The 22,298-nt window shown below is 71.4% G+C and carries 19 protein-coding genes; 10 read left to right on the top strand and 9 right to left on the bottom strand.

From position 1 onward, the window contains the following. Positions 1-149: 149 nt before the first annotated feature. Entirely contained in the window at positions 150-359 is a 210-nt protein-coding gene (locus ACFYNL_RS14020; protein ID WP_003997975.1) for a helix-turn-helix domain-containing protein, read from the top strand. Continuing rightward, positions 359-922: a Clp protease N-terminal domain-containing protein gene (locus tag ACFYNL_RS14015; protein WP_388801769.1), complete on the top strand. Its 564-nt coding sequence runs from the start codon at positions 359-361 to the stop codon at positions 920-922. Before ACFYNL_RS14020 ends, ACFYNL_RS14015 begins: the two co-directional genes overlap by 1 nt. Positions 923-1,026: 104 nt before the next feature. On the opposite strand, the gene ACFYNL_RS14010 is transcribed toward ACFYNL_RS14015, so the two are convergent. Next, the gene (locus ACFYNL_RS14010; RefSeq protein ID WP_388801766.1) at positions 1,027-2,076 is read right to left on the bottom strand and encodes a helix-turn-helix transcriptional regulator; all 1,050 of its coding nucleotides are present in this window, start codon (positions 2,074-2,076) and stop codon (positions 1,027-1,029) included. A 1-nt stretch (position 2,077) separates the two neighbouring features. Then, positions 2,078-3,067 (bottom strand): DUF4097 domain-containing protein, encoded by a 990-nt coding sequence (locus ACFYNL_RS14005; protein WP_388801763.1) that lies wholly within the window; start codon positions 3,065-3,067, stop codon positions 2,078-2,080. Between the two features lie 172 nt (positions 3,068-3,239). Between ACFYNL_RS14005 and ACFYNL_RS14000 the strand changes: the two genes are divergently transcribed. Beyond that, complete coding sequence (locus ACFYNL_RS14000) at positions 3,240-4,082, top strand: hypothetical protein (RefSeq protein ID WP_388801760.1); 843 nt, start codon at positions 3,240-3,242, stop codon at positions 4,080-4,082. Positions 4,083-4,593: 511 nt separating this feature from the next. Here the strand turns inward: ACFYNL_RS14000 and ACFYNL_RS13995 are convergent. After that, complete coding sequence (locus tag ACFYNL_RS13995; protein WP_388801758.1) at positions 4,594-4,776, bottom strand: DUF6104 family protein; 183 nt, start codon at positions 4,774-4,776, stop codon at positions 4,594-4,596. A gap of 183 nt (positions 4,777-4,959) precedes the next feature. On the opposite strand from ACFYNL_RS13995, the gene ACFYNL_RS13990 reads away from it, so the two are divergent. Then, entirely contained in the window at positions 4,960-5,427 is a 468-nt protein-coding gene (locus tag ACFYNL_RS13990; protein WP_388801754.1) for a hypothetical protein, read from the top strand. A 79-nt stretch (positions 5,428-5,506) separates the two neighbouring features. Here ACFYNL_RS13990 and ACFYNL_RS13985 read toward each other — a convergent pair whose 3' ends face one another. From ACFYNL_RS13985 to ACFYNL_RS13970, 4 genes are all read right to left on the bottom strand, one after another. Then, a complete protein-coding gene (locus tag ACFYNL_RS13985) occupies positions 5,507-9,289 on the bottom strand; it encodes a multifunctional oxoglutarate decarboxylase/oxoglutarate dehydrogenase thiamine pyrophosphate-binding subunit/dihydrolipoyllysine-residue succinyltransferase subunit (RefSeq protein ID WP_388801751.1) in 3,783 nt (1,260 codons plus the stop codon). Between the two features lie 281 nt (positions 9,290-9,570). Further along, positions 9,571-10,677, bottom strand: coding sequence for a sensor histidine kinase (locus ACFYNL_RS13980; protein ID WP_388801748.1), 1,107 nt, complete (start codon positions 10,675-10,677; stop codon positions 9,571-9,573). Further along, positions 10,674-11,411 (bottom strand): response regulator transcription factor, encoded by a 738-nt coding sequence (locus ACFYNL_RS13975; protein WP_062706191.1) that lies wholly within the window; start codon positions 11,409-11,411, stop codon positions 10,674-10,676. The genes ACFYNL_RS13980 and ACFYNL_RS13975 overlap by 4 nt, the downstream gene beginning before the upstream one ends. Before the next feature lie 132 nt (positions 11,412-11,543). Beyond that, positions 11,544-12,221: a spermidine synthase gene (locus tag ACFYNL_RS13970; RefSeq protein WP_388801745.1), complete on the bottom strand. Its 678-nt coding sequence runs from the start codon at positions 12,219-12,221 to the stop codon at positions 11,544-11,546. Between the two features lie 233 nt (positions 12,222-12,454). On the opposite strand from ACFYNL_RS13970, the gene lon reads away from it, so the two are divergent. Then, entirely contained in the window at positions 12,455-14,887 is a 2,433-nt protein-coding gene (lon, locus tag ACFYNL_RS13965; protein ID WP_388801742.1) for an endopeptidase La, read from the top strand. Positions 14,888-14,972: 85 nt separating this feature from the next. Here lon and ACFYNL_RS13960 read toward each other — a convergent pair whose 3' ends face one another. After that, entirely contained in the window at positions 14,973-15,803 is an 831-nt protein-coding gene (locus ACFYNL_RS13960; RefSeq protein WP_388802705.1) for a lysozyme, read from the bottom strand. 241 nt (positions 15,804-16,044) lie between these two features. Here ACFYNL_RS13960 and ACFYNL_RS13955 point away from each other — a divergent pair, with 241 nt between their 5' ends. Then, positions 16,045-16,539: a MarR family winged helix-turn-helix transcriptional regulator gene (locus ACFYNL_RS13955; protein WP_388801740.1), complete on the top strand. Its 495-nt coding sequence runs from the start codon at positions 16,045-16,047 to the stop codon at positions 16,537-16,539. A 42-nt stretch (positions 16,540-16,581) separates the two neighbouring features. Here ACFYNL_RS13955 and ACFYNL_RS13950 read toward each other — a convergent pair whose 3' ends face one another. After that, positions 16,582-17,370: a protein phosphatase 2C domain-containing protein gene (locus ACFYNL_RS13950; RefSeq protein ID WP_388801737.1), complete on the bottom strand. Its 789-nt coding sequence runs from the start codon at positions 17,368-17,370 to the stop codon at positions 16,582-16,584. A 406-nt stretch (positions 17,371-17,776) separates the two neighbouring features. Between ACFYNL_RS13950 and ACFYNL_RS13945 the strand changes: the two genes are divergently transcribed. From ACFYNL_RS13945 to ACFYNL_RS13930, 4 genes are read left to right on the top strand one after another with little or no spacing between them, the layout of a single operon-like run. After that, entirely contained in the window at positions 17,777-20,725 is a 2,949-nt protein-coding gene (locus ACFYNL_RS13945; protein ID WP_388801735.1) for a nitrate- and nitrite sensing domain-containing protein, read from the top strand. Next, the gene (locus ACFYNL_RS13940; protein ID WP_388801732.1) at positions 20,722-21,225 is read left to right on the top strand and encodes a roadblock/LC7 domain-containing protein; all 504 of its coding nucleotides are present in this window, start codon (positions 20,722-20,724) and stop codon (positions 21,223-21,225) included. Before ACFYNL_RS13945 ends, ACFYNL_RS13940 begins: the two co-directional genes overlap by 4 nt. Further along, positions 21,222-21,659, top strand: coding sequence for a DUF742 domain-containing protein (locus tag ACFYNL_RS13935; RefSeq protein ID WP_388801730.1), 438 nt, complete (start codon positions 21,222-21,224; stop codon positions 21,657-21,659). Before ACFYNL_RS13940 ends, ACFYNL_RS13935 begins: the two co-directional genes overlap by 4 nt. Next, a complete protein-coding gene (locus ACFYNL_RS13930) occupies positions 21,640-22,287 on the top strand; it encodes an ATP/GTP-binding protein (RefSeq protein WP_388801727.1) in 648 nt (215 codons plus the stop codon). The genes ACFYNL_RS13935 and ACFYNL_RS13930 overlap by 20 nt, the downstream gene beginning before the upstream one ends. Positions 22,288-22,298 lie beyond the last annotated feature (11 nt).

The following is a 22,298-nucleotide window of genomic DNA, read 5'->3' as shown; positions in this document are numbered from 1 at the left end:
CGGCGTGTGCGGCGGGTCCGGGCTTGTGCCCCGGGCCCGCCGTTCGTTCGTCCGGCCGCTGTCCGGCCCCCGCTGCCTGCCGCCCTGTAGCCCTGCCTTTCTGTCAATGAAGGTTGACGTGGCTCGACGTGTCAACGTAAGTTGACGTCATGACCGAAGCAACAGATCTCGCCGAGCGCGCCGGTGATCGCGATCCGCGCGTCGGGCTGCGGGCCGTCGCGGCGTTGCGCCGGCTGCTGGAGCAGCTGGAGGCCGTGCAGGTGCGCAGTGCGCGCAATCAGGGGTGGTCGTGGCAGGAGATCGCCGCGGAACTCGGTGTCAGCAGGCAGGCCGTGCACAAGAAGTACGGGAGGCGTTGATGTTCGAGCGGTTCACGAAGGATGCCCGTGCGGTGGTCACGGGTGCCGTCGAGCAGGCGGAGCGGGGTGGGGCGCGAACCGTGGACGCCGAGCACCTGCTGCTCGCCCTGCTCGACCGGGAAGGCAGCCGGGCCTCGTTCGCGCTCGCCGCGCTCGGGGGCGGGGAGTGGCTGGAGTCGGTGCGGCGGGCGCTGGGGGAGGCCCGAAGGCGGGCCGGACTGTCACAGGCCGAGGCCGAGGCGCTGGCAGGGCTGGGGATCGACGTGACGGAGATCGTCGCCCGGGTGGAGGAGGTCCACGGGGTCGGTGCCATGTCCGGAGACCGGAAGGACAAGGGGTGGTGGTCCGGGCACCGGTCGTTCAGTCGCGGCGCCAAGGACGTCCTTGAGCGGGCGCTGCGCATCGCCGTGGCCCGTCGGGACCGGCACATCGGGGACGAGCACATCCTGCTGTCTCTGACGGCGCGACCCGGTGTCCCCGCCGAGGCGCTAGCCGATCACGGGGTGACGTACGAGGCGCTCACGCGGGTGCTGTACGGGGAGGGGGAGTCCAAGGCCGGCTGACGGGCGGGGGCGTGGTCGGGCCGGGGGGGGGCCATGGTCGCCGCGACCGACTTCGGCTTCCGGGCGGTACGGCCGGGACGGCTGCCGTACCGCCCGGAGGCGGGTCACGGTTTCGGGGTGCGCAGGAGTGCGCCGATGTGCACCGCCGCCGTCGACAAGTGACCCCGGGCGTCACGGAGCTGGTCCGGCGTCACGCCGTGGTCCCTCGCCGCGTCCCGGATGTCGTCGCGGAAGCGGTCGAGCAGGCGGTCCAGGTCGCGGGCCGGGTCGTCGGTGGGCGGCTCATGGGCCCAGGCGGGTGCGTACTCGGCGGGGAAGTCCTCCGGTGTCTCGGAGTAATCGGGGTGCTCGTGCCCGGACTTGGGTTCGCCCGGGCGGCCGAAGCCGAAGTCCCTGCCGAACTCCTTGCCCAGGTCCATCCCGAATTCACCGAACTCCTTGGCCAGTTCCGTCAGGCCCTCCCGGACCCCCGTCGGCCAGTCACCGCGCGCGAAGTGGTCCTGCACGTGCTCCTGGACCCTGCGGGCGATGCGCTGCACCTCCTCCTGGGCCTGGGTCCGGGCGCGGTCCTGTGCCTCCTTGGCCTGGCGCCGGGCGCGCTGTGCCTCCTCGCGGGCACGGCGGCTCTCGTCCTTGGCGCGTCGGGCCTGCTCCTTCCACTCCTGCTTGGCCCGGCGCATCTCCTCCTTCGCGGCGCGCCACGCCTCCTTGTCGGTGTACTCCGTGAAGTCACCGAACGCGCGCTCCCCCTTGGCGCCGGAACCCTGGCGGGCCTCGGAGGCCGCAGCCCGCATCTCGCGCCGCAGATCACCCGCCGCGCCGCGCACATCGGCCTGTATCTCGGCGGCGAGTTCGGCGACCGACTCCCTGATCTCCAGCTCCAGATCGGCCAACTCGCCGCTTCGGTCGGCCAGTTCGGCCCGGCCGGAGTCCGTGATGGCGTAGACCTTGCGGCCGCCCTCGGTGGTGTGGGTGACCAGACCCTCGGCCTCCAGCTTGGCCAGGCGGGGGTAGACGGTGCCGGCCGACGGTGCGTACAGCCCCTGGAAGCGCTCTTCGAGGAGGCGGATCACCTCGTAGCCGTGGCGCGGGGCCTCGTCCAGCAGCTTCAGCAGGTAGAGGCGGAGGCGGCCGTGAGCGAAGACGGGAGGCATGTCAGAGCACCTTCTTGTCGGTCGTGCCGTCGGTCGGGGCGTCGGTGGGACCGTCGCTCCGGCCGGAGACGGAATTGTCCCCCGAGTCGTCCTGTGCGCTGTCCACCGGGTCGGTCGTCACGCCCGCGGGCGGCGCGCTCGGCGGCTCGGGCACGTCCCAGGCCTCCGCGTCCCATGGCTCGTCCTCCTCGGGCGGACGGCGCAGCAGTGCGATCGAGCCCGAGACAGTCGTCGCCCGCAGCCTGCCGGTGCCGGCGCCCAGGCGACCGGTGACCTTGTGGGCCCCCCACTGTCCGTGGACCCGGAGATCCTCGAACGCGTTGGAGATCGTGCCGCTCGCCGTGTTGGCCTCGACATCCGCGTCCGCCGGGGCGGGCAGGCGGATGGCGATCTCGCCGGAGACGCTGGTCAGCCGGACGTCGGTCGGGCCTTCCGGATCGAGGTCGACGATCATGGAGCCGCTCACGGAATCGGCCTTCACGGCGGACCCGGAGCCCTCGACGACCGTGAGGTCACCGGAGACGGAGTTGAAGCGGAGGTCGCCGGTGACGGCCTGGGCCTCCAGGTTCCCGGAGACCGTGTCGGCGCGGACCGGGCCGGACAGCCCGACGAGTGTCGTGTCGCCCGTGACGCCCTTGACGACGGAGGGGCCGCGGATCCCGGAGACCACCGCGCCGGCGCCGACCACACCGACCTCGACCCGGGTGGTGGGCGGCACCGCCAGGGAGACCACCGCGCTGCGGCGCCAGCCCTTGCGGTCGAGCCACTTGAGGAAGCCCTTCCAGGGCAGGTCCTCGTACGCCACCGTCAGTGTGCCGCCCTCCTGGGTCACCACCAGGGGCGGGCCCTCGACGTCGGAGATCTCCAGGCGGGCGGAACCCTCGTCCGTCCCCACCACGTTCACCTTTCCGTTGACGATGCGTACGTGGAGTTCGCTCACCGGCTCGTCGAAGGTGAGCTTCCTGGGCTCTGCTACGGACCACTCGGACATGGTGCTGACCTCCTGGGCGACCGGTCGCGGCCGGGCGGGCCGGATCTGGGGACGCGACGCGCCATATCGCGTCTCATGAAAAACACGATATATCGCGGCCGCCGAAAGTCAAGGCACTCGTTCTGGTGATCACAAATCACGCCAGGTGGACAAACCGGCCTAGCGTGGTGCCATGCCGACGGAAGAGCACCGGACCGCTCGCCAGACCCGCCCCGCGCCCGGGGCCCTGCTGCTCTGCCGCGCGGAGCCCGAGTCCGTCGCCGCCGCGGCCCAGCTGCTGCGCGAGCACATGCTGCTCGCGTCGGCCGGCGAGGAGTGGAGTGTGCTCGTCCCGGAGGGCAGGCCCTGGCTGGAGGGCGACGAGCCGGTCGACCGCGTCCTCACCGGCTGGGCCACCGCGCTCGCCGTCAGCGCGCCCTGGCCCGTCCTCGCCCTGTGGTGGGACGCGGACCGCGCCGGATTCACCCTCGCCTCGGGCTTCCGGCGCCCCGTCGGCTACGTCTGGCTCGCCGACGGCACCCCGGCGGGAGAGGACGAGGCCATGCGCACCTTCGCCGGCCGGCTGGGCCTCGATCCGGTCCTGGACATGCAGTCCCTCGACGGGCTGACCCGCCCCGACTCCGAGGTCGACGCGCGGGCCCGTATGCGCGGCCTCATCGCCGTCCTCACACGCGCGGGCATGTCCCTGCCCGCGGGGCTCGCCCCCGGCGAAAGCGCCGACAACCTCCATGAGGCCGCCCGCGGCGGGCCGCACGTACGGATCGAGTCGTCGGGCTGGCGCGACGCGCTCCGCGCGGAACTCGACGCCGTCGAGGGCGGTCGCCTCGGCCCCTGGCTCCCCTGGGCGGGCGGCCCCGGAGCCCACACCCTCGCCCTGACCCAGGTCACGGCCGGCCTGCCCCTCGCGGTGTGGGGCCTGCGGCGTCGCAGCGCGGGCTGGGTGGCGGCGGGCGCGGTGCTGCTGGCGCACGGGCTGCTGGGGCTGGCGTACGAGGCGGTGCGGCCGCTGGACTGAGGGGCGGGTGGGTTCCCGCGGGGGCTGACGCGGCCGGGTTCTCGGCGGTGCTCCCGGCGCGCAATTGCGGTGTTCGTCGCCTTCGGGCGGCACGTCCCCCGTACCCGCCCGCCGGCGGCACGGGAACGGTCGCGAAGGCGGGCGTACGACCCGTGGGGCCGGTCTCATGTGAGCTGCGGAACGGGGTGGGCATCCCCCGGGACGCGTAACCCCGCAGGCAAAGCCCCTTTGTCAAGCGTCACGGCACTCCGCGCCCCCGGACCCGCGTGAGGTCAGGCCATGTGCCGCCGGGCCGCGCGACACCCAGCCCCCGCACGCCGAGGCCCCGACACCGGCGCTCCCCACACGGAGGGCGCCCCGCAAGAGCGCCCGCACACGGAGGGCGCCCCGCAAGAGCGCCCGCACACGGAGGGCGCCCCCACAAGAGCGCCGCACACGAGGTGGCCGCCGAACGAGGTGGCCGCCGACCGGGGCACCCCGCGTCGACGGCCCGCGGGGAGCCGTCGGGCTCCTAGATGTCGTCGTCCTCGTCGTCCAGCCGGGCCAGCCAGGTCGCCAGGCGCTCCACCGGTACCTCGAAGTCCGGGTTCAGGTCGACGAAGGTGCGCAGCTGCTCGGCGAGCCACTCGAAGGTGACCTCCTCCTCGCCGCGCCGCTTCTCCAGTTCTTCGATGCCTCGGTCGGTGAAGTACACGGATGCTCTCCTGGGGCTGGGCCTGGGGCCACGGGTCCTACCCCTCCAGGTTATGCGGCCCCGAACCCCGGCCGTACCGCCGCTGGTTTCCGCACGCAGGGCGCGCGTGCGCGGCACAAGGTCCGCAGACGCGGCGAAAGCGCCGACGAGCCGTTCGAGGAATGGGGAACCGCGCGCGGGCCGTTGGGGCGGCGCTGCCGAGTCAGTGTGGCCGTCGAGCGGGACGACCTGCCTCATCAGGACGGCGAGGCGCCGCGCAGATTCCGCTGGGCCGGCGTCAGCAAGGGCCCGCTGCGGCCGCTGGCCCTCCCCCATGACACCGGCCGGGACCACCACGCCGATCTGCTGTTCGCCTCCCTGGCGACCGTGCCGATCCACTGCGGAACGCTGAGCGACGGCAGGGGAATCGGCGCCCTGGACGCGGCCCTGGGCAACGGGTACGGACTGCTGCTGTGGCGGCGAGGTGACGACCACCGCGACTGTGCGGAGTTCCACGCCGGGGCCGCCGAGCTGGTGCGCACGGCCGGGACGGCGGCGAACCTCCTCGAACGGGTCCGGCTGCTGCGGGTCGCCCAGGACGACCCGGCGCACGCCTGGGCCCGCGGCCTCGCCGTCCTCTACGACCCGCCGCTCGGGCACTCGCTCTTCTGAGGGCGCAGTGAAACGGGTCGGCCCCACCACCTCGTCCGAGGCGATGGGGCCGACCCGTCGATCAACCGGCGCTCGGCGGTCAGGCCTCGAACACCTCGCGCACCAGCTGCTCCTGCTCGGCCTGGTGCCGCTTCGCGGAACCCACGGCCGGGGACGAGGAGTGCGGACGCGAGATGCGGCGCAGGCGCTCGCCGTGCGGGACGTCGGCACCGACGGCCAGGTCCAGGTGGTCGATCAGGTTCAGCGCGATGAACGGCCACGCACCCTGGTTCGCCGGCTCCTCCTGGGCCCACAGGTACTTCTCGGCGTTCGGGTACTTGGCGATCTCGGCCTGGAGCTCGGCACCCGGCAGCGGGTACAGGCGCTCGATGCGGATGATCGCCGTGTCCGTGACGCCGCGCTTCTTCCGCTCGGCCTCAAGGTCGTAGTAGACCTTGCCGGCGCAGAAGACGACCTTCTTGACCGCGGCCGGCTCGACCGTCGCGTCACCGATGACCGGCTGGAACTGGCCGGTCGTGAACTCCTCCGCCTTCGCGGCCGCCGCCTTCAGGCGCAGCATCGACTTCGGCGTGAAGACCACCAGCGGCTTGTGGTGCGGGTTGTGCACCTGCCACCGCAGGAGGTGGAAGTAGTTCGACGGCGACGTCGGCATGGCGACCGTCATGTTGTTCTGGGCGCACATCTGGAGGAAGCGCTCCGGACGGGCCGAGGAGTGGTCCGGGCCCTGGCCCTCGTAGCCGTGCGGCAGGAGCAGCACGACGCCGGAGGTCTGGGCCCACTTCTGCTCGGCCGACGAGATGAACTCGTCCACGACCGTCTGGGCGCCGTTGACGAAGTCGCCGAACTGCGCCTCCCACATCACGAGCGCCTCGGGACGGGCCAGCGAGTAGCCGTACTCGAAGCCCATGGCCGCGTACTCGGAGAGGAGGGAGTTGTAGACGTTCAGGCGCGACTGGTCCTCGGAGAGGTACTGCAGCGGCGTGTACTCCTCGCCCGTCTCACGGTCGATGATGACCGCGTGACGCTGGCCGAACGTACCGCGCTGCGAGTCCTGGCCCGCCAGGCGGACCGGGACGCCCTCCAGCAGCAGGGAGCCGATCGCCAGGGTCTCGCCCATGCCCCAGTCGATAGTGCCGTCCTCGACCATCGACGCCCGGCGCTGCAGCTGAGGCAGCAGTCGCGGGTGGACGGTGATGTGGTCGGGGATGTTGACCTGGGACTCGGCGATCCGCTTGACGGTCTCCGTGGTGACGGCCGTGCTGACGGCGACCGGGAACTCGGCCTGCGGGTCCGAGGGCTCCGCGGCGGCCGGCTGCGAGGTGGCCTCGCGGACCTCCGTGAAGACCTTCTCCAGCTGGCCCTGGTAGTCCTGGAGCGCCTGCTCGGCCTCTTCCAGGGTGATGTCGCCGCGACCGATGAGGGACTCGGTGTAGAGCTTGCGCACCGAGCGCTTCTTGTCGATCAGGTCGTACATCAGCGGCTGGGTGAAGGCCGGGTTGTCCGACTCGTTGTGACCGCGGCGGCGGTAGCAGATGAGGTCGATCACCACGTCCTTGTTGAACGCCTGGCGGAACTCGAAGGCGAGTCGCGCCACGCGGACGACGGCCTCGGGGTCGTCGCCGTTCACGTGGAAGATCGGGGCCTCGATCATGCGGGCCACGTCGGTGGCGTACATCGACGAGCGCGAGGACTCCGGCGCCGCCGTGAAGCCGACCTGGTTGTTGATGACGATGTGGACCGTGCCGCCGGTGCGGTAGCCGCGCAGCTGCGACATGTTCAGAGTCTCGGCCACCACGCCCTGGCCCGCGAAGGCCGCGTCGCCGTGGATCGCCACCGGCAGGACGGTGAAGTCCGTGCCGCCCTTGCCGATGATGTCCTGCTTGGCGCGGGCGACGCCCTCCAGGACGGGGTCGACGGCTTCGAGGTGCGAGGGGTTCGCGACCAGCGAGACCCGGATCTGCTCGCCGTCCAGGCCCGTGAAGGTGCCCTCGGCGCCCAGGTGGTACTTCACGTCACCGGAGCCGTGCATCGACTTCGGGTCGAGGTTGCCCTCGAACTCCCGGAAGATCTGGGCGTACGACTTGCCGACGATGTTGGCGAGGACGTTCAGGCGGCCGCGGTGGGCCATGCCGATGACGACCTCGTCGAGACGGGACTCGGCGGCCGAGTCCAGCACCGCGTCCAGCAGCGGGATGACGGACTCGCCGCCCTCCAGCGAGAAGCGCTTCTGGCCGACGTACTTCGTCTGCAGGAAGGTCTCGAAGGCCTCCGCCGCGTTCAGGCGGCGCAGGATGCGCAGCTGCTCCTCGCGCTCCGGCTTGGAGTGCGGGCGCTCCACGCGGTCCTGGATCCACTTGCGCTGCTTGGGGTCCTGGATGTGCATGAACTCGATGCCGGTGGTGCGGCAGTACGAGTCGCGCAGCACGCCGAGGATGTCGCGCAGCTTCATCATCGACTTGCCGGCGAAACCGCCGACGGCGAACTCGCGCTCCAGGTCCCACAGGGTGAGCCCGTGCTCGGTGATGTCCAGGTCGGGGTGCTTGCGCTGCTGGTACTCCAGCGGGTCGGTGTCGGCCATGACGTGGCCGCGGACCCGGTAGGAGTGGATCAGCTCGAAGACGCGGGCGGCCTTGGTGACGTCGTCGTCGTGGCTGGCGTCGATGTCCTTGAGCCAGCGGACCGGCTCGTAGGGGATGCGCAGCGCCTCGAAGATGTCGTCGTAGAAGCCGTTCTCGCCGAGGAGGAGGTTGGCGACCTGGCGCAGGAACTCGCCGGAGGCGGCGCCCTGGATGACCCGGTGGTCGTAGGTCGACGTGAGCGTCATGACCTTCGAGATGCCGAGCTTGTTCAGGGTGTCCTGGGAGGTGCCCTGGAACTCCGCCGGGTAGTCCATGGAGCCGACGCCCATGATCACCGACTGGCCGGGCATCAGGCGCGGCACCGAGTGGACCGTGCCCAGACCGCCGGGGTTGGTCAGCGAGACCGTGACTCCGGTGAAGTCGTCCATCGTCAGCTTGCCGTCGCGGGCGCGGCGGACGATGTCCTCGTAGGCCTGCCAGAACTCGAAGAAGTTCAGCGTCTCGGCCTTCTTGATCGCCGCGACGACCAGCTGGCGGTCGCCGTTGGGCTTGACCAGGTCGATGGCGAGGCCGAGGTTGACGTGCGCCGGCTTGATCAGCGTCGGCTTGCCGTCCTTCTCGCCGAACGCGTAGTTCATCGACGGCATGGCCTTGATGGCCTGCACCATCGCGTAGCCGATCAGGTGCGTGAAGGAGATCTTCCCGCCCCGGGCGCGCTTGAGGTGGTTGTTGATGACGATGCGGTTGTCGAAGAGCAGCTTCACCGGCACCGCGCGCACGGACGTGGCCGTCGGCAGCTCCAGGGAGGCGTTCATGTTCTTCGCGACCGCGGCGGCCGGGCCGCGCAGCGTCACGTGCTCGGGACCGTCGGCGGCCGCGGCGGGCTCGGCCTTCTTCGGCTGAGCGGGCTTCGCGGCCGGAGCGGGGGCGGCGGGCTTCGCCGCGGCCGGGGCCGGAGCGGCGGGCGCGGCGGCCGCGGGCTTCGCAGCCGCCGGGGCCGGCGCGGGTACCGACGGGGTCGCCGGAGCGGCCGGAGCCGTACTGGTGGTCTCCGCGGCCCCCGTGGCCGCGGTACCCGCCGGAGCCGAGGCGGCGGCCGCCCCGGGCTTGTAGTCGGCGAAGAAGTCCCACCAGGCGCGGTCTACGGAATTCGGGTCCTGGAGGTACTGCTGATAGATCTCGTCGACGAGCCACTCGTTCGGACCGAACGCGGCAGCGGGGTTCTTGCCCGCTTGGTCGGCGTCGGTCGAGATGCTCGAGTTACTGGGGGACTGTGGCGACACGGCGGCAACCGCCCTCTTCCGCTTCACAAGGTGATGGACAGCGGGAATAAAGGCTACGCCTCCATGGCCGGGAAGGTCAGGCCGGGCAAGGTCATCGTCGTGTAAGTCACATCTGAAACCGTGTTTCGGGCCCGGAAATGGCGGGAAACAAGCGTGGTTCCGCTTCGAATGGGAAGGATGAGGCGGGCCTCGGCACGGCGACCGTGCGGGCCTGTGCCTGATCACACGTGTCCGTCCGTCCGGACGCCCATGGATCTTGTGGCTCCGCTTCGAACTTTACGTCAACTTGGCAAAGAAGGCTGCCCCGGGAGCGTGACCAGGATCCGGCAACCCCGCTCGGATTCGGCCACACCGATCCGGCCGCCGTGCAGATCGACGGCCCAGCGCGCGATCGCCAGCCCCAGCCCCGTACCGCCGTCACTGCCCGGCCCGTGCGGCCTGCTGACGGCACCGCGGTTGAACCGCTCGAAGACCCGGTGCCAGTCCGACCGCGGAATGCCCGGACCCTCGTCCAGGACCTCCAGCACCAGCGACTCCGGGTGGTTCCCGCGCCGTGCCTTGACGGTCACGCGGCCGTGCGGCGGGCTGTGCTTGATCGCGTTGTCGATGAGGTTGGCGACGACCTGGTGGATGCGCTCGGGGTCGGCGTGCGCGGTCAGCTCCGGTGGGGAGACGTCCAGGTGCAGATGGACGTCGGTGCGGGTGTGGCTTCCCGAGCCCGAGGCCATGCCGCCGCGCGCGGAGGCGACCATGTTGGCCTCCTTCAGCACGCCCGAGAGATACGGCCAGACCTCGAAACGCCGTGTGCGCAGCGGTACGACGCCGTTGTCCAGCCGGGACAGGTCCAGGAGCGTCTCCACCAGGCGGCCCAGCCGCTCGGTCTGCTTCAGTGCCGTACGCATGGTTTCCGGGTCGGCCTCGGCGATGCCGTCGACCACGTTCTCCAGAACCGCTCGCAGGCCCGCGATGGGGGTGCGCAGCTCGTGCGAGACGTTCGCCACCAGCTCCTTGCGCTGCTGGTCCTGGGCTTCCAGCTCATCGGCCATGAGGTTGATCGTCTCGGCGAGATCGCCCAGCTCGTCGCGGCGGTTGTCCCGCACCCGGCGGGTGTAGTCGCCGTGCGAGATGGAGCGGGCCACCGCGTTCATCTCGTCCAGGGGAGCGGTGAGCGAATGGGCCACGAACTGCGTGATGAGCAGTGTGGCGATCATCGAGAAGACCGTGATGAAGCGCAGCTCCGTCTGGGTGCGCACGGCGATCATCGACAGCCCTGTCGTGATCAGCACCGAGATGACGACCAGCGCGCCGAGCTTGGTCTTGATCGAGAACGGACTGACGCCGGCCCAGGGTTCCCCCGGGCCTCTCCGCGCGGCCGGCCCGTCGTTCATGGCGTCGGTGTCTCCAGGGCGTAGCCCACGCCGTGCACGGTGCGGATCCGCTCGGCCCCGATCTTCCGGCGCAGCGCCTTGATGTGGCTGTCGACGGTCCGGGTGCCGGAGGCGTCCGCCCAGTCCCACACCTCGGCGAGCAGCTGCTCGCGGGAGAGGACGGCGCGCGGGGTGTTCGCCAGGCACACCAGGAGGTCGAACTCGGTGGGCGTGAGGTGAACATCCTCACTGCGCACCCGCACGCGTCGCTGCGCGTGGTCGATCTCCAGCTCGCCGAGCCGCAGGATGCCGGAGCGCGGGGTCGTGGCCGCCAGGGCCGCCCGCTCGACGCGGCGCAGCAGCACGTGCACCCGGGCCGCCAGTTCCCGCATCGAGAACGGCTTCGTCATGTAGTCGTCCGCGCCGACACCGAGCCCGACCAGCATGTCCGTCTCGTCGTCGCGCGCGGTCAGCATCAGTACCGGCACCGGCCGCTGGGCCTGGACCCGGCGGCAGACCTCCAGGCCGTCGAAGCCGGGCAGCATGATGTCGAGGATCAGCAGGTCGGGCTGCCAGGCCTCCGCCGTGTCCACGGCCGCCGGCCCGTCACCCGCGGTCTGCACGAGGAACCCCTCGGCGCGCAGGCGGGCCGCGATGGCGTCCACGATGGTCGGATCGTCCTCGACCACGAGGACCCGGCGCTGTGCGCCAGGGGTCGCCGTCGTGCCGTTGTGGGAGGTGTGTGTCTGCTCCATCGCCCGCCCCAAAGTTGCTTTCCGGAATCCGTGGGGTGATTCCTGTGACTGCATATGCCTGCGCATGCTTGCGATTGACGCTTGAATGATCCGCGTCAGAGCAGCAGAGTACGGGGAGTCACCGCGCCAGGGCTATCCAGGTCGGACGGCGAGGTGCACGGCGTCCGGAACGCCCCGGGCAACGGGGATCTCTTCGGTACGCACCTGCTGGAATCCGGCATTACGCAAGGTTTCTTCGAATTCCGGAGAGGGCTGGGCGGACCATACGGCCAGTACCCCGCCCGGCCTCAACGCGCCTGCGCAGGCGGCCAGTCCGGCCGGTGAGTACAGGCTGTCGTTGCCCTCCGTGACGGTCCAGTCGGGGCCGTTGTCGATGTCGAGGCACAGGGCGTCATACGTGGCGGAAGTCTCATGCACGTACGCCACCAGATCCGATTCCACAATCTCGGTGCGCGGGTCGGCGAGGGCGTCGGCGGAGAAGTGGGACAGCGGTCCGTCGAGATGCCAGTCGATAATCGCGCGCTCGCGCTCCACGACGGTGATGCGGCCGGGGCGGGGATCGGCCGCGGCGTGTGCGAGCGAGAACCCGACGCCGAGCCCTCCGATCAGCACCGCCGGCCGTGCGCGATCGTCCAGCGCGCCGAGCGCCGCGTCCACGAGGAGCCGCTCCGAGCGCCCGTCGGATGTGTCCATCAGGAAGCAGCCGTTGGCGATGATCTGCAGCAACTCGCCGTGCCGCCGCAGCGCGACCTCGCCGTGAGGGCCTTCGCGACGGTCCAGTACTTCCGGGATGTCGTACGAAGTGGGCATCCGGCCATCCTGTCAGCTCGGCTCGGGCGGACCGAGGGAATTACTCGCAGAGGTGGAGGAGGCGTGGGGGCGGGACTGCCCCGGGCGGCCCGATCTCCCCCTGCCCTCCGGGAAATCCCAGGTCACAGCCCGTGGCAACGATGATCGCTCACAGCGAACGTGGTCCGGGGAACATTCGGGTCCCGCCGTGCATTGAGTCGGCATAACTCAACTTGACTGCCGAAGGGGAGATCATGGCTGCTGAGTCCACGGCGTTCACACCGCTCACCCTGCCCGTGCTGCCGCTCGACGACGAGGTCGTGCTGCCCGGGATGGTGGTCCCGCTGGACTTGAACGACGCCGATGTGCGCGCCGCGGTGGAGGCCGCTCAGGCCGCCGCCCGGTCGCAGCCGGGGAAGCCACGGGTTCTGCTGGTGCCGCGCATCGACGGGACGTACGCGAGCACCGGTGTGCTCGGCACCGTCGAACAGGTCGGCCGGCTGGCCGACGGCGACCCCGGCGCCCTGATCCGCGGCCGGGGCCGCGTGCGGATCGGGGCCGGCACCACCGGGCCGGGTGCCGCGCTGTGGGTCGAGGGGACGCGGGTCGACGAGAGCGCGCCCGAGCCGCTGCCCGGCCAGGTCGCCGAACTGGTCAAGGAGTACAAGGCACTCGCCACCGCCTGGCTGCGCAAGCGCGGAGCCTGGCAGGTCGTGGACCGCGTCCAGGCCATCGACGACGTGTCCCAGCTCGCCGACAACTCCGGATACTCGCCCTTCCTGACGACCGAACAGAAGGTGGAGCTCCTGGAGACCGCCGACCCGGTCGCCCGCCTCCGGCTCGCCACCAGGCAACTGCGCGACCACCTCGCCGAGCAGGACGTCGCCGAGACCATCGCCAAGGACGTCCAGGAGGGCGTCGACAAGCAGCAGCGCGAGTTCCTGCTGCGCCGTCAGCTGGAGGCGGTGCGCAAGGAACTGCGCGAACTGAACGGCGAGAAGGAGGGCGAGGAGTCCGACGACTACCGCGCCCGCGTGGAGGCCGCCGACCTGCCGGAGAAGGTGCGCGAAGCCGCGCTCAAGGAGGTCGACAAGCTGGAGCGGGCGAGCGACCAGTCGCCCGAGGGGTCGTGGATCCGGACCTGGCTGGACACGGTGCTCGAACTCCCGTGGAACGAACGGACCGATGACAAGGCCTCCGCCTATGACATCCGGGGCGCGAAGGCCGTGCTGGACGCCGAGCACGCCGGCCTGGAGGACGTGAAGGAGCGGATCACCGAGTACCTGGCGGTGCGCAAGCGCCGAACCGACCGTGGGCTCGGCGTCGTCGGCGGGCGGCGCGGCGGTGCCGTACTCGCCCTCGTCGGCCCGCCCGGCGTCGGCAAGACCTCGCTCGGCGAGTCCGTCGCGCATGCCATGGGGCGCAAGTTCGTCCGCGTCGCCCTCGGCGGTGTCCGCGACGAGGCCGAGATCCGCGGCCACCGCCGTACCTACGTCGGGGCGCTGCCCGGACGGATCGTGCGGGCGATCAAGGAGGCGGGGTCGATGAACCCGGTGGTCCTCCTCGACGAGATCGACAAGGTGGGGTCCGACTTCCGGGGCGACCCGGCGGCCGCCCTGCTGGAGGTCCTGGACCCGGCCCAGAACCACACCTTCCGGGACCACTACCTGGAGGTGGAGCTGGACCTGTCCGACGTGGTCTTCCTCGCCACCGCCAATGTCCTGGAGGCCATCCCGGAGGCGCTGCTCGACCGTATGGAGCTGGTCCGCCTGGACGGCTACACCGAGGACGAGAAGGTCGTCATCGCCCGTGACCACCTGCTCCCGCGCCAGCTGGAACGGGCCGGTCTGGACAAGGACGAGGTGGCCATCGAGGAGGGAGCCCTGCGCAGGCTCGCCGGTGAGTACACGCGCGAGGCGGGCGTCCGCAACCTGGAGCGGTCCATCGCGAGGCTGCTCCGCAAGGTCGCGGCGCAGCACGAACTCGGTGAGCGGGAGCTGCCCTTCACCGTCACGGACGGCGATCTGCGCGGCCTGATCGGCCGGCCGCACCACGTACCCGAGTCCGCGCAGGACCCGGCGGAGCGCCGCACGGCCGTGCCGGGCGTGGCGACGGGCCTGGCGGTGACGGGCGCGGGCGGCGACGTGCTGTACGTGGAGGCGTCGCTGGCCGACCCGGAGACGGGCGCGGCGGGCCTGACCCTCACCGGCCAGCTGGGTGACGTGATGAAGGAGAGCGCGCAGATCGCCCTGTCCTTCCTGCGCTCCCACGGCGCCGAACTCGAACTGCCCGTCGCCGACCTCAAGGACCGGGGTGTGCACATCCACTTCCCGGCGGGCGCGGTGCCGAAGGACGGCCCGAGCGCGGGCATCACCATGACGACGGCACTGGCCTCGCTGCTCTCCGGCCGGCTGGTCCGCACGGACGTGGCGATGACGGGTGAGGTCTCGCTGACCGGCCGCGTCCTGCCCATCGGCGGTGTGAAGCAGAAGCTGCTGGCCGCACACCGGGCGGGGGTCACCACGGTGATCATCCCCAAGCGCAACGAGCCCGACCTGGACGACGTCCCGGCCGAGGTGCTGGACAAGCTCGACGTCCACGCCGTGACCGACGTCCGCCAGGTCCTGGAACTGGCGCTGTCGCCGGCCACCGACGGCGCGGCGCCCGAGGTTCCGGTCGCGGCGTGACGGACGCGGCCGCAGGGGCAGGGCCCGGGTCCCGTGAGGGAGGCCCGGGCCCTTCGCCCTGAGCAGCGGGCGGTACGGCTCCGGGTCAGCCGTTGGCCAACGCCTGGAGCCTGTCCAGTGCCCCGTTGAACTTGTTGTGGTCGCCGACCGTCGGGCCGGAGGAGGTGTACTGCCACATCGTGTAGTAGCTCCAGCCCGCCGGCAGTTCTCCCACCGTCGCCGCGTACCGGGCGATCCACAGCGGGTTGGCGGTGGCGAAGCCGCTGTGGTTGCCGGTGCACCGGGTCCACCAGCTGGTTGCCGTGTAGATGACGGCGTCGCGGCCGGTGCGGGCCTTGTACCGGGTCAGGAAGTCGCGGATCCAGGTGACCATCGCGCTCGGTGTCCTGCCGTAGCAGGCGTCCCCGTACGGGTTCCACTCGATGTCGAGGACGCCCGGCAGGGTCCGGCCGTCGCGGGACCAGCCGCCGCCGTGGTCGACGAAGTAGTCGGCCTGGGTTGCTCCATCGGTGGTGTCCGGGGTGGCGAAGTGGTACGCGCCGCGGATCATGCCCATGTCGTAGGAGCCGTTGTACTGCTGGGCGAAGTAGGGGTTGGTGTAGTAGGTCCCCTCGGTGGCCTTCGCGTAGGCCCACTTCACCCCGCTGTTCCACAGGGTCGGCCAGTCGACGTACCCCTGGTGGCTGGATACGTCCACGCCTTCGGTCTGCGCGGCCTTGGTGCCGGCGGGCAGGCCGTGCACGCCGTCGTGGGCCGCGACCCCCATGCCCATGTGGGCGGAGCCGCGGGGTGGGGCCTCGTCGCGGGCGGCGGCGGGGGCGGTCTGGGCGGTGAGGAGGAGGGTGAGGGCGGTGAGCAGGAGCCCGGTGAGGTACGGGCCCCGGACGCGAAGCGGTTCAGGTCTGTGCACGGGCAACAGCGTGCCTCCGAAGGCCCGCAACCGCTCGGTGGAGGAGCGGGCCACGGCTGGGGCTACGGTGATGTCGCGTACATGCCGCTCGCACGTTCGGCGCTGCCGTCACGCACGCGGAACAGCAGGTGAGAGGGGAATCCGGAGGCTGCCGTCGGTCCCGGCCTGCGAAATACTGAAGGAGCAGGGGTGACGACCGCGGCGGTCGGCCACATCCCCGGGACCGGGAATCAAGGCAGGGGCTGACGTGCACGACAACGGGAACGGCGACGGACGGGGAGTCGGATCCGGGGTGCCCGGAGGTGGCCCGGGCCGGCCCGAGTTCCTCGATCTCGAACGGGAGTTGACGGTGCTCCTGCGGCGCGCCCGCGCCAAGCAGGGCGAGATGGCCCGCGAGGTCCATCCGGACCTGGAGCCCGCGGCGTACGGCCTGTTGGTCCGGCTGGGTGAGTGCGGCCGCCAGCGGGCGACCGAGCTCGCGGCGTACATCGGCGTCGGCAAGGCCACCATGTCCCGTCAGCTGCGGGCCCTGGAGGACCTGGGCCTGGTCGCCCGGGAGCCGGACCCCGCCGACGGGCGGGCATGGCTCGTGCACCTCACGGAGGAGGGCCGCGGCCGGGTCTCCAAGGTGCGCGAGGCCCGGCGGGCGCGGTACGTCGAGCAGCTCTCCCACTGGGACCGGGGTGAGGTGGCCGAGCTGGCGCGGTTGCTCAACCAGCTGAACCGGGGCATGGAGAAGTAGCTTCCGGCCGGGGCCCGCGGTGCCGCCGGGTGCTCCCGCCTCTCACCACTGCGCGTACACCACCGTCGCGTCGTCATGCGTCTTGCTCCGCCCGAGGAACGCGCGCTCCTCGGCGTCCGCCGACTCCAGCGTCCGCACCCGCTCCACCAGCGCCCGCGCCCCTTCCTTCCGTACGTAGGTGAAGCAGTCCTCCCAGTCCCCCTCCCGGAACGTCTCCACCCACCGTGTCGCCCCGTCGGTCATGGCGAGCAGCGCCCGCACCTCCGTACGCGGCAGCGCCCCCGTCACCGCCCGTGCCGCCACCGTCGGATCCGCGGCGGCCGTGAAGAAGCCACCCTCCTTGTTGCGGATGTGGGCGTCGATCATCGCGTCCGTGGCCAGGGACGCGCGGGGGAGGAGGGCCAGACGGTCGTCCAGGTGCGCGGAGACCGTGCCGTCGGGGGACTCCATCAGAAGCGCGGAGTCCGACAGGACCAGGTACTCGACCGTCGCCTCCGTCCACCGCGCCAGCGCGACGGTTGCCTGTGGGGTGCGTGGGTGAGAAAGGTCACAGGTTGCGGCGTGGGAGTCGGCGGTACGTGCGATGGCGGCGGCCAGGACGTCCACGAGGGGAACATCCAGGAGTGAAACGGTCAGTTCGGTCAGTGCTCCGCCGAGCCGTGCGGTGAACCAGGGAACGGAATGCAGACAACCTGTCTCCTCCCTCGGCGGTGTCACCCCGTCCAGGACCACCAGCGCGCCGCCCTGTCCCGAGGCGGGAAGCGCGACACTCGTGAAGTCCTCGTTGGGGCGGGCCGGATGACCGGGTACCGAAACAAGCTCAGTTCGCATCCGGTCAGTCTGCACGAGCCCTTCACAAGGTTCGCAAAGGGCCTGCATCGATTGCCGAATGGGTGCGGGCGCGCAGGTCGGACGCCGGTTTTGGGGCGGAATGGTCAGTTCCGGGGAGGCGTGGCGGCGAATACTGCCATCGCCTGCCGCAGACGTCCAACCGGCCCGCCGCGCAAGGCCCGTGCACGAGCCCGAGGAACTTGCCCGCCAACTCCCCTCCGGGGTTCACTCCTTCGGGTGGCGGGTCAGGTGATGCGCGACCGTTGCCCACCGGCACTGGGAGGGTCGGGGACCGGTGAGGGCACCCCCTGCTCGCGCAGAGACGAGAGCTTGGGGGAGGGGTGTACGCGAGGTCAGCGGTAGTTGACGGAGCGTCATCCGAACCCATGGGTATCACGAGTCAGGAATGCGAGCACCGGTGCAGAAGATGCGGCCTCGTCGCTCAGGCAAGCAGTCGCCCTCCGCGGGGGCCACGCAGCCCACTCCCGGCACCACGACCGACGCCGCACCCGCCGGCAAGGGGCGCCCCACCCACGTGCGCAACCGGCTGATCGTCGCCGTGGCCGTGGTGGCCGCCGCCATCGCCGGAGCCGGTGCGCCCTCGATCGTCGCCGCCTCCGGGCAACTGCACGACTCCCAGGAACTGGTGACCCTCGCCGAGCAGACCGAGGACGCGCTCACCCTGGCCCACTCCCTCGCCGACGAACGCGACGAGGTCACCTCCTACATCGCCGCCGGCCGGCCCAAGTCCAAGGCACCCAGCGAGCAGCGCAGCGCCCGCGTCGACCGGCAGGTCGAGGAACTGCGCACCGACACCGACGCACCCGCCTCGCTGCGCGACGACCTCGACGGCATCGCGGCCGTGCGCCGGTCCGCGCTCACCGGCAAGAGCACCGCGCTGGAGGCGCACGCCGCCTATTCGGCCGCCATCACCGAACTGCACCGGCTCGCCGAGCGGCTCGCCGAGCAGATGCCGCCGCGCGCGGGCGCCGGCGCCCACGCCCTGGCCGAGCTGGACTCCGCCGTGCAGCAGGCCGCGGCCGCCCGGGGGCTGCTGCTCGCCGCCCTCAGCGTGCCGACCACCACCGAGACGGTCATCGACCCGGTCACCGGGCTCGCGACCACCCGGAAGACCTCCTCGGAGGCCGACGCCAAGCAGCGCGCCGCCCTCAGCGCCGCCGCCCAGCAGGCCCGGCTGCGCTCCGACGCCGCCCTCGCCGGTTTCCACGACACCGCCCCCAAGGCCGCGCGTACCTCGTACGACTCCACGGTCACCGGCCCCGAGGTCAACAGCGCCGAGAAGTACCTGGCGGCCCTCACCGACCAGCCCGCCTTCACCGACCGGGACCTGGCCACCGACGTCCGGCGCGCCGAAGCCGCCCTCTCCGCCCGGGTCGACCTGATGCGCGGTGTGGAGTCCGCCCTGTACGACCGCCGCACCAAGGCCCTTGAGGAACTGCGCGACGACGACGTCACGGCGCTGGAGATCCGGATCGCGGTCCTCGGCGCTCTGATGCTGCTCGCCGTCGGTGTCGCCACCGGCATGGCCCGCAGCCTCACCCGCCCCCTGGCCGTCCTGCGGCTCGGCTCCGCCAGGCTCGCCAAGGCCGAGGATCCGGCGGCCGAGGAGCCCGTCAAGTTCACCGGGCGCAAGGACGAGTTCGCCCAGGTCGTCGACTCCGTCAACGCCCTGCACGCGCACGCCGCCGCCCTTCACGAGCGCATCACCACGCTGGAGGCGGACCGCAAGCACCTGGTGGGACAGCGCCAGAAGATGGCCGACGCCCGCGAGCAGCTGCGCGCCGAACTCGCCGACTCCGCCGCCCAGCTGGAGCGGCTGCGCGGCAGCATCGGCGGCACCTTCGTGAACCTCGCGCTGCGCACCCTCGGCCTCGTCGAGCGGCAACTCGCCGTCATCGAGGGGCTGGAGGAGCGCGAGCAGGACCCGGACCGGCTGGCGACCCTCTTCAAGCTCGACCATTTCGCCACGGTCATGCGCCGGCACAGCGAGAACCTCCTCGTCCTCGCCGGCACCGAACACGTCCAGCAGCACGCCGGGCCGGTGCCGCTCGTCGACGTCGTCCGCGCGGCGGTCAGTGAGATCGAGCGGTACGAGCGGGTCCGTATCGCCGCGCTCCCGCCGCACGCCCATCTGGCCGGCTTCGTCGCCGACGACCTCTCCCACCTGCTGGCCGAGCTGATGGAGAACGCCACCTCGTTCTCCCCGCCCGACCTGCCCGTCGAGATCTCCGGCTGGCTGCTGGAGAGCGGCGAGGTCATGCTCTCGGTCCAGGACGAGGGCATCGGCATGACCGAGGAGCGGCTGGCGCGCCTCAACTCCCGCCTCGCGGACTTCGACCCCGAGGCCACCTACGACCAGGAGGGCGACGAGGGCCTCGGACTCGGCCTGTACGTCGTCGCCCGCCTCGCCCACCGCCACGGCATCCGCGTCCAGCTGCGCGAGCAGAAGCAGGGCGGCATCGCGGCGGTCGCGGTCCTGCCGGGGAGCCTGCTCGCGACGGCCCCCGCGGCCGCGGTCCCGTCCCAGGCGCCGCAGCACGCCGGTGCCCAGGCCTTCTCGCTGCCGGGTGCCGACGCGGAGGCCAACTCCAACCTCCTGCACGGACGGGCGAAGAGCAGCGACCCCTTGGTGGCCCTCGCCGAGAAGGCGGTGCGCGAGAACGGCGACGCGGAGGGCGGCGAGGCGGAGGGTCGCGACGCCGAGGGGCACGACGCGGAGGGTCACGGCGCGGAGAGTGCCGTACCGGAGCCTGCGGAGGCCGAAAGGGCCGTACGGGAGCCGGAAGCCGCCGAGGAGAGCACGGACGCCGTACGGCCGGCGACGGAGCGGCAGCAGGCGGAGCCGGCAGCCGAGCGGGAGCGGGAGCATCCCGCCGAGACCACGATGGAGCTGCTGATCCCGGCGCAGCCGACGGGGGAGCAGACGACCCCCGAACCGGCGGCCGCGGACGGCGAGGACACTCCCGCCGAAGCCGAAGCCGAAGCCGAAGCCGAAGCCGAAGCCGAAGCCGAAGCCGAAGCCGAGGCGGGGACCGAGGCCGAGGTCGAGGCCGAGGCGGAACACGCCCGCACCGCGGACGAGGACCTGCTCACCGACAAGGGCCTCCCCAAGCGCACCCCGAAGATCACCGCACCCGCACCGGCCCCGCGACAGCGGACCGCCGGGGTCGACGCCGAAGCCCTCCGCAGGAGGCTGGGTGGCTTCCGCCAGGGAGCGGAGGCCGGGTACCGCGACGTACGGGCGGAGATCGCCGAGCAGACCGGCCAGAGCAAGACACCGAGCACCGAATCCGAAGCAGCCACGGGGGGCACAGTCGAGGAGGCAAGCAGTTGACCGCGCCCAGTACCTTCGGACTGAGCAGTGAAGCCCGCAACCTGCACTGGTTGTTGACGAATCTGGTCGAGGAGGTGCCGGGCATCCAGTCGGTCGCCGTCGTCTCCTCCGACGGCCTGCTCCTGCTCTCCTCCGACCACGCCCGGAACACCGCGGCCCGCGAGGCCAGGACCGACCGGCCCAGCGGCCCCCGTGGCTCCTCAGCCGACCTCGCCACCGTCGTGTCCGGCATCGGCAGCCTCACCGTCGGCGCCGCCCGGCTGATGGAGTTCGGCGGGGTCAAGCACACCATGGTCGCGATGGACGAGGGCAGCCTGTTCGTGATGTCCATCAGCGACGGCTCGCTGCTCGGCGTGCACGGGTCGGCGGACTGCGACATGAGCGTGGTGGCCTACCACATGGCGCTCTTCGTCGGTCGCGCCGGCCACGTCCTCACCCCCGAACTGCGCAGCGAGCTCCGGAAATCCCTGGAGACCGCGTCGGCAGGGAGCACCCGATGAGCAACCTGCCGAAGAAGCCGCCCACCAAGCCCCTGCTCCCCACCCGCGGCGGCGACCGCAAGCCCGCCCGGGTGCGCCCCTACTCGCTCACCGGCGGCCGTACCCGCTTCGGCCATGTACTGCTCGTCGAGACGTTCGTCAGCAGCACGGCCGCGTTGGAGGCCGGCGAGGAGCGCAAGGAACTGACGAATGGGTCCCTCAGCTCCCGGGTCATGCCGGAGATGCGGGCCATCGTCGAACTGTGCCGCCGTATGCGCACGGTGGCCGAGATCGCCGCGTTGCTGAAGATGCCGCTCGGCGTGGTCCGCGTGCTCCTGAGCGACCTCGCGGACCAGGGAAAGATCCGTGTGTACGGCACCGGAACCGGTCATGGCACGGGCCGGCCGGACCGCGCGCTGCTGGAAAGGGTGCTGAGTGGACTCCGTCGTCTCTGACGCCGCCTCCGTTGTCGGCGGTACCACCCCGTTCGTCGAGCCCGACGAGGACCTGAAGTCCTGGCAGACGGACCGCACCCGCGCGCCCATCGCCACGAAGATAGTCGTGGCCGGCGGCTTCGGCGTGGGCAAGACCACGCTGGTCACCGCCGTCTCGGAGATCACGCCGCTGCAGACCGAGGCACTGATGACCGAGGCGAGCGAGGCCACCGACGACCTCACCGCCACGCCGGGCAAGTCCACCACCACCGTGGCCATGGACTTCGGGCGTCTCACGCTCGACGACGACCTGGTGCTCTACCTGTTCGGCACGCCGGGCCAGCAGCGGTTCTGGTTCATGTGGGACGACATCGTGCGGGGCGCGATCGGCGCCGTCGTCATGGCCGACACCCGACGTCTGAAGGACTGCTTCCCGGTCCTGGACTACTTCGAGAGCTCCGGACTGCCGTACGTCGTCGCGGTCAACCACTTCGACGGCAGTGAGCTGTTCGAGCCGGAGGACGTGCGGGAGGCTCTGACCGTCCCGCGGCACATACCTGTCATGATCATGGACGCGCGTCGCCGGATCTCCGTGATCGAGACCCTCCTGGCCCTCGTGGGCCACGCGCTCGACGAAACCCCCGAGTAGGAGACAGCCCC

Origin of the sequence: Streptomyces sp. NPDC007808, from assembly GCF_042868655.1 — a bacterium.
Lineage (GTDB): Bacteria > Actinomycetota > Actinomycetes > Streptomycetales > Streptomycetaceae > Streptomyces.
The sequence above is the reverse complement of the archived record's forward strand: the minus strand, read 5'-3'. Positions and strand labels throughout refer to the sequence as shown.